This is a genomic window from Candidatus Cloacimonadota bacterium (assembly GCA_028706475.1).
Classification (GTDB): Bacteria; Cloacimonadota; Cloacimonadia; order Cloacimonadales; family Cloacimonadaceae; genus UBA5456.
The window spans coordinates 1-7,822 of record JAQWBI010000061.1; the positions used below are offsets into that span (position 1 = coordinate 1).

Here is a 7,822-nt window from a genome sequence, read left to right on the forward strand (position 1 = left end):
GCTGATCGCCAGTCTAAATATCTCCCAAATTTGTCAAGAAAAGCTCGCTTGGAACCATCTCGACCTGCTTTTCTCTAAGAACACAAGGAAAGTAGCATAATGAAGTGGGAGGTATTGAACAGTCTCCCAGTATCATAGACCTTAGACTGCTATTTTTTCCTTGACCGCAATCGCCCATATTTAATCTGGCATTTGAAATGGGATATCCATCATCACAATCGGATAACTATAAATACAGAGGTAATAGAGTGAGTAGAGTAGAACTCATCGACAAGATCACAAAGCAAGCATTAAGAGCACGACAAGCGATATTGCACATGACCACACTTTCAGGCAGCGGCCATCCCGGTGGCTCTATGTCCAGCATAGACATGCTGTTATGTATATACAACACCATGCGTCACAATCCTGAATACCCTGGGTGGGAGGAACGCGATCGCATGGTTGTGTCCATTGGGCACATATCTCCGGCAGTTTACAGCACTTTGGGCATCATGGGATACTTCCCACTTGATGACGCAATACACCAGTTTCGCAAGTTTGGCAGCATCTTTGAAGGGCACATAGAGCGTGATGTACCCGGTGTGGAGTGGAGTACTGGAAACTTGGGTCAAGGTCTTTCTGCGGCTGCTGGTTTTGCCATAGGTTCCAAGATCAAGAATCTGGGCAGCCATGTTTATGTGCTAATGGGAGACGGAGAACAGCAAAAGGGGCAATTAAGCGAAGCAAGGCGTTTTGCCTCCAAGTTCAAGCTGGATAACCTCACGGCGATAGTGGACTACAATCAATTGCAGATATCCGGTTCCATCCACGAGGTGATGCCACAGAACATCCGCAAGAATTGGGAATCCGACGGTTGGCAGGTGATGGAAGTAAACGGTCATGATATCGCTCAGATTCTTCAGACTCTGGACACCGCACGTAATGCCGGAAGCCCCGTGATGATCCTTGCTCACACTATAATGGGCAAAGGCGTAAGCTTCATGGAAAACAACGCCAAATACCATGGCTCCACACTATCCAAAGAACAATGTGCCCAGGCACTTACCGAACTCGGTGTAGCCAATGAAATCAGCAAGTACCAACAGATGCGGGACACGTATGAGCCAAAGGAAAGCAAAGCCAAGGTAGATTTTCATCCGGAATACAAATTAAAACCCGGAAAACCAGTGTTATACAGCTCGGATAGCGATTGCCGCAGCGCTTGGGGCAAAGCCATCGCTGACCTGGGAATCCTGAATAAAGACAATGAATCTCCTATAGTAATAGTCGATTGCGATCTTGCTGGCAGTGTGAAGACTGGCGAATTCCGTGATACCCTGCCAGGACGCTTTCTACAGACTGGCATTATGGAGCATCATGCAGCTGTACTCAGCGGAGCTCTTTCCACTATGGGCATCCAGTGTTTCTGGTCCGATTTTGGTGTGTTTGGCATTGATGAAACCTACAATATGCAACGTTTGAACGATATCAATCACACTAATCTGAAAACCGTGGTTACTCATGTCGGGATTGATGTAGGCGCAGATGGCAAGACACATCAGTGTGTAGACTATATCTCTCTTGCCCGCAATCTCTTTGATACCAGGATAATATGTCCGGCAGATGCCAATCAAACTGACCGCGTGATCCGTTGGCTGATTGACAAACCCGGAAACTATATAGTGACGATGGGACGTTCCAAGCTGCCCATTCTGAAAGATCAGGATGGAGAAGTGTATTACAACACGGATTATTGCTTCGAATATGGCAAAGCTGATGTATTGCGGATCGGAGACAGAGGCAGTGTATTTGTGTGTGGCACTCCCACAGCACGTGCTTTGAAGGCCGTAGATGTATTGCGGGAAGAAGGGCTGTTTGTGGAACTGATAGTGGTATCCTGCCCTCTGGATATCCCGGCAAAGCTTATCACAGAAGCAGCACGAAAAGGGCCGATCATCAGCGTTGAAGACCATAGCATCCATGGTGGTTTGGCCAGCACAATAGCTAGAGTGATGATCGAAACAGGTGTGAGGAGCACACTAATCCCCATTGGAGTAGATTCATATCCCTGTTCCGGTGAGTCTGAGGAGTTGTATAAAGCTTATGGGCTGGATAGCGTTTCTTTGATTGGAAGAATACGGAAAGCCCTTAACTAAAATTGATTCAAAAATTGGATACAAGCATCTATGAATCGAGATTTTGTAAGACCCGCCGCCCTCCTCTTGATGGCGGCGTTTTTTACTGGAGTATTGGCAAAGCTCCTACCTGCCTATAGCAACGACATCTTCCCCATCCGCAAGATGAGTTGGTTTGAAGCGCTATTCGATAAACAGGCTCCCGTAGATAGCCTGACCATGCATCACAAAACCCCGGAGCATGCGTCCAAGGAGTTGCGCCCCTTCATTCAAAAAATGAGATCAATGAGCCCCATAACAGGGCAAAGTCCCTTGTTTGATTCCTCTCTATTGGGCAAGAGAGAAAAGCATATACGCATAGCTTATTATAGCGATTCTATTATCGAAGGCGACTTGCTTACTGCGCCCCTCCGCTATAAATTGCAGAGCGTATATGGCGGACAGGGTGTAGGGATGATGCCGATTACATCCATCGTATCCGGATTCCGGCAAACCATCCAACACAAGTTTTCTAGAAATTGGGAAAGCATCTCCTTTATGAATCTGGACAAGAATGATGTTTCTCTAGGCATTACCGGTTATACTTTTATCCCTCGTCCCTATTATGTTGCCAGCAAAACGATCAGCCCTGTGGCTACCGATACTCTGTTCAGTGCAGACAGTCTCCGCGCAGACAGTCTGGCTACCAAAGAGACGGAAGAACCACGGACAGAGATCACCCGATTCTATGTAGATTACGATCCCTGGGTGGAATACAAGGGAGCAGGAAATGCCGGCGGCTCCCCTGTATTCACCCGAATCAAGCTTTTTTACAGCCATGCCTCAGAGAGTTCTGTAGTAAAGGTAAGCTACAACTCAGGTCCATATGAACATAAGACTCTGGAGAGCGGAGATGAGCTTCATGCCCTGGATATCAGTCCCGATAGCCCGATCACTACCCTGAAGCTAGAGTTTTCTGCTCATGATCCCATCCACCTCTACGGTGTATCCTTTGACGAAGATAAAGGTGTGTATGTAGATAACTTCCCCATCCGGGGCTATTCGGGATTATACTTTCAGCGCATTCACGAAAACACTCTCTCAGCCTTTCAAAGGTATCTGGATTACGACCTGGTAGTGATGCAATATGGCGGGAATATCTCGAATCCCAAAAATACCAATTATGAGAATTACAAACTTGCCATGACCCGCACGATCCGCCATCTGCAGAAAGCGCTGAAAGATGTACCGATATTAGTTGTAAGTGTTCATGATCGCAGCATCAAAGACCATGGAGTGTACAAGACCTCTCCCGATATTCCGTTATTGGTAAAAGCTCAAGGTGATGTAGCCCTGGATACCGGTTGTGCCTTCTGGAATCTCTATGAAGCTATGGGGGGATACAACTCCATGCTAGGCTATGTACACCAAAATCCTCCCCTGGCCGGAAAGGACTTTACTCATTTTACCAGACGTGGAGCAGATAAAATCGCAGAACTTCTGATAGATTTTTTGAGGAAAGAGAATTGAGAAAGAAAGAAGCATTCCTGATGGTGCTGATGCTCTTCGGATCTTTGTTTTTACTCAGTTTTGCCAAATCCGGCGTGGAACACGAACCCGATATCTTTAGTGAAGAGGAATACCCGGAAGACCTCGATACTCTGGAAGAATTCATCCAAAGCTATTACTTACTTTTAGATAGCGATACCTACCTGAAAAGCTACAAGTTTATCGATCCCGCAAAGAATGTGTTGGAGAACGATCAAGGCGCTCTGGAACCTTTTTATATGAAGCTGCTGCAATTGCGCAACGGACTCCGCGATCAGGTTACGATATTTCAGATTGGTGATTCCCATATGCAAAGCGGGTATTTTAGCGGAACGGCACGCAGTGCTCTGCAAAAGTATTTTGGAAATGCCGGACGGGGCTTGATCTTTCCCTACAGGCTATCCGGGACAAATCAGCCTGATGATTATCAGATAAGCTCCAAAAACAGCTTTCGCCGCATCGATAATCCCCGCAGCCTTAGCGGATATACTCTCGCCAATCAGGCTGAATCTGAACTGAAGATAAAGACCAATTCATTCTTCAAGATAGAATGCACTTTCGATCAAGCAAAGCTATATGCCAACAAAGATGCCAGAATGGTTTTAGAAAACCAAGTGAATACCATTAGCCTGGATCGAAGTGAGCTTGAGGGATACTCCATTCATCATCTTCTATTTCAAGGTTTGGAAAATTCTGCCGACATCCACTTACCGCAGGATATGAGCGAACTGTATGGCATCAGCCTGGAGCGGGACGAAGCAGGCCTGTTGTATCACTCTATGGGAGTGAATGGCGCAGGTTTTTACACATTGGTAGATCAGGATATGATGTTTGAGCAGATACCGCTATTGAAACCTGATCTGATCCTGATTTCCCTGGGTACAAACGACGCCCAGGGGAAATTTCGTGCTGAAGTGTTTCGAAAGAATCTTTTAAGCTTTATGACCAGGCTGGAAGAGAGTAATCTAGATACTCCTATCCTGTTTACTCTGCCGCCTGATTCACGCAAAGCTGGCAAGACAAACCGGGACATCGTGAATGTGGCCGACATTATCCGCGCCTATGCTGAAGAGCATGGACACGCATTTTGGGATCTGTATGAGGTGATGGGTGGAGCTGGCAGCATTGTGAAATGGCGCTCAAACTCAATGGCGGCGAAGGACCATCTTCATTTTACTCCAAAGGGGTATATGCTGCAGGGACACCTCTTTTACCAAGCGCTGATAAAGGGTTACAAGACTTTTTCCGAGACGAGGAACAACTAGTGCAACACATTCTAAATCAGGTTCTTAGCACCATGAATTACGATCCACAGAATCCGCTGTTGTTCAACAGTACCTTCTTCCTCTTCTTTTTCATTGTAGTAATACTGTTTTATCCCCTATTGGCAAATCGGTATCAGACCAGAACATGGTATCTGCTAATAGCCTCACTATATTTTTACTTCAAGACTTCCGGTCTCTTCGTATGTCTTTTGCTGATCACTGCCGCTGTGAATTTTTACCTGGGTCATGCAATATACAAAAGCAAGAAACAAGCTTCAAAGAGAGCATGGCTGATGTGCAGCCTGATCTGGAATCTGGGTACTCTGGGTTATTATAAATATACGAATTTCATAATTGAGACCATAAACCAGATCTCCGGTGGCAGCTTACCTGCCATGGACATCTTTCTGCCGGTCGGGATCAGTTTCTTTACTTTCCAGACCTGGAGCTACACACTCGACGTCTATTTTGGCAAGCTGAAACCTATCCATAGCTTCAAAGACTTCGCCTTTTTTGTATCCTTCTTCCCCCAACTGGTAGCAGGCCCAATCGTACGCGCCAGCTACTTTATCCCTCAGATCAACCGGGAGATACATCTTGATAAGGATACAATATCAAGAGCTTTGGTGCTGATCTTTGCCGGTTTACTGAAGAAAGGGATTATTGCCGACTATCTATCGGTAAATTTCGTGGATAGGGTTTTCGACAATCCCATGCTCTTTTCGGGCATGGAGAATCTCTTTGGCGTTTATGCCTACGCCCTGCAGATTTACTGCGATTTCAGCGGTTATTCCGACATCGCCATCGGCTTGGCAGCTCTATTGGGTTTTGATCTTCCTATAAACTTCAACAGTCCCTACAAAGCGCATAGTATTACGGATTTCTGGCGGAGATGGCATATCTCACTTTCCTCCTGGTTGAGAGATTATCTCTACATACCTTTGGGTGGCAATCGCAAAGGAAAAATCCGCCAGCATATGAATCTGATGACAACAATGCTTCTGGGCGGATTGTGGCACGGTGCCAGTTGGAACTTTGTGTTTTGGGGAGGTATGCACGGTGTAGCTCTGGTGCTGGACAAAGCCTGGATCAATACCAAACTGGCAAAAAACCGCGTCATCCAGATCTTCAGTACTATCATTACCTTCCATTTTGTCTGCTTCAGTTGGATATTCTTCCGCAGCAATAGCTTCGAGAATTCCCTCAACATTATCAAGCGCATCACTACATCCTTCAATGCTGCTCTATTCAGTCAGTGGATCAATGAGTACAGCGTGATTGCATTCCTGATTGTAATTGGCTTTTTGGCACACTGGCAACCAGATAGCTGGGAAAAACACTATCAGAGATTCCTCTACAAATTACCTTTGCCATTACAGTCTCTTTTGATGTCATTGGTAATATGGCTTCTCTTCCAAGCACGTAGTGCAGATATCCAACCCTTTATCTACTTCCAGTTTTAGGAGGATCAATGAATTATATTCTGCCTGCCCTACAACGATATGACTGGGGATCACATACTTTTATTCAAAACTTTCTGAAGATTCACGAAACAGGAGCTTTGGCTGAAGCCTGGTATTCAGCTCATCCCAAAGCACCCTCTTTGGTAGATAATAGATATTTGAATCATGCCATTTCGGAAAATCCCGTGTATTGGTTGGGCAAAGAGAAAACCGAACTACCTTTCCTATTGAAGATCCTCGCTGCCCGGGAAGCGCTCTCGATCCAGGTTCACCCCTCGAAACACCAGGCGGAGATCGGTTTTGAACGCGAAAACGCTTTGAAGATCCCTTTGGATGCCCCCAATCGCAACTATCGGGACAGAAATCACAAACCGGAGATGATACTTGCGCTCACGCCCTTCCATGCGCTCTGCGGTATTCGTGAATACCCGGAGATTGTGGAGATTTTTACTTACTTTGGCCTGAACAATCTTTTTGAAAGCTTCACAGACTTTGCCCAAGGACCAGATTCCGAAGGTTTTACTTTTCTGTACAGGGAAATCCTTCAACGCAAGCCTTTACCGGGATTGGCTGATCACCTGTGCAATCTGCCAAAGAAAGACAAATGGCAGGATGAACTAATCTGGAGTAAAAAGCTTCTACAGCTATATCCTCAGGATCCGTCGGTACTCTCCCCCATGTTTCTGAACCTGATCTGCCTGCAACCATTTGAAGCAATCTTCTTGGAGGCAGGCATCATTCACGCTTACCTGGAAGGAGCCGGGATCGAGATAATGGCATCCGGAGACAATGTACTAAGAGCAGGATTGAGTCCCAAACACATCGATGTAGAAGAGCTACTTGGAGTAATGCGGAACGAGCCATACAAAGCGCAGATAATAAGCTCTGGAGATTCATACGGAGATATTGTGCATTATCAAGTTCCTGTGGACGACTTTCTGCTTTCCCGCATCCGTCTGAATGGCGAGTTTTCCCTTCCACGGCAGAAAGGTGCGCGCATTGTTCTTGCCTTGGAAGGTGAATGCCAAATGATCTGCGAAGAAGAAATCCTGCATCTCAAGCAAGGTGATGCCGCGATAATCCCAGCAGCTCAACAGGATGTGGATTTGAAGGGCAAAGCAGATTTAGTGATGGCATGCTCTGCCCTGGCGTAGAACCCGCTCGTCATACTGCTGCCAGTAGTCCTCCGCTATCTACTCACGCTCATAACAAAAAGGAGTGCCGAAGTAGATATGATCCCGTTATCATCGAGTGAACACTGCATGATAACAGCTTTATATCAGCTTCAGCACTCATTATACAAAAGGGAACCGAATTTACGATTCCCTTGTTTTATGAACTTTTATCTGCTAATCTTTCCCAGTAGCCCATGTGATTGAGAGGCAGTAAAATAGCTTAAAATACTTCTTGACAAAAACACCTCGTATATTATTGTTGCTTTATGCTTTAG

At 45.9% G+C, this 7,822-nt stretch carries 5 protein-coding genes; all 5 read left to right on the plus strand.

The genetic code is table 11. The annotated features are described in order from the left end of the window. Positions 1-248 precede the first annotated feature (248 nt). From PHF32_08130 to manA, 5 genes are read left to right on the plus strand one after another with little or no spacing between them, the layout of a single operon-like run. A complete protein-coding gene (locus PHF32_08130; protein MDD4560683.1) occupies positions 249-2,138 on the plus strand; it encodes a transketolase in 1,890 nt (629 codons plus the stop codon). Positions 2,139-2,168: 30 nt separating this feature from the next. Then, complete coding sequence (locus PHF32_08135) at positions 2,169-3,626, plus strand: hypothetical protein (GenBank protein MDD4560684.1); 1,458 nt, start codon at positions 2,169-2,171, stop codon at positions 3,624-3,626. Beyond that, positions 3,623-4,909: a GDSL-type esterase/lipase family protein gene (locus PHF32_08140; GenBank protein MDD4560685.1), complete on the plus strand. Its 1,287-nt coding sequence runs from the start codon at positions 3,623-3,625 to the stop codon at positions 4,907-4,909. Before PHF32_08135 ends, PHF32_08140 begins: the two co-directional genes overlap by 4 nt. Positions 4,910-4,941: 32 nt before the next feature. Continuing rightward, entirely contained in the window at positions 4,942-6,372 is a 1,431-nt protein-coding gene (locus PHF32_08145; protein MDD4560686.1) for an MBOAT family protein, read from the plus strand. An 8-nt stretch (positions 6,373-6,380) separates the two neighbouring features. Further along, positions 6,381-7,526 (plus strand): mannose-6-phosphate isomerase, class I, encoded by a 1,146-nt coding sequence (gene manA / locus PHF32_08150; GenBank protein MDD4560687.1) that lies wholly within the window; start codon positions 6,381-6,383, stop codon positions 7,524-7,526. Positions 7,527-7,822 lie beyond the last annotated feature (296 nt).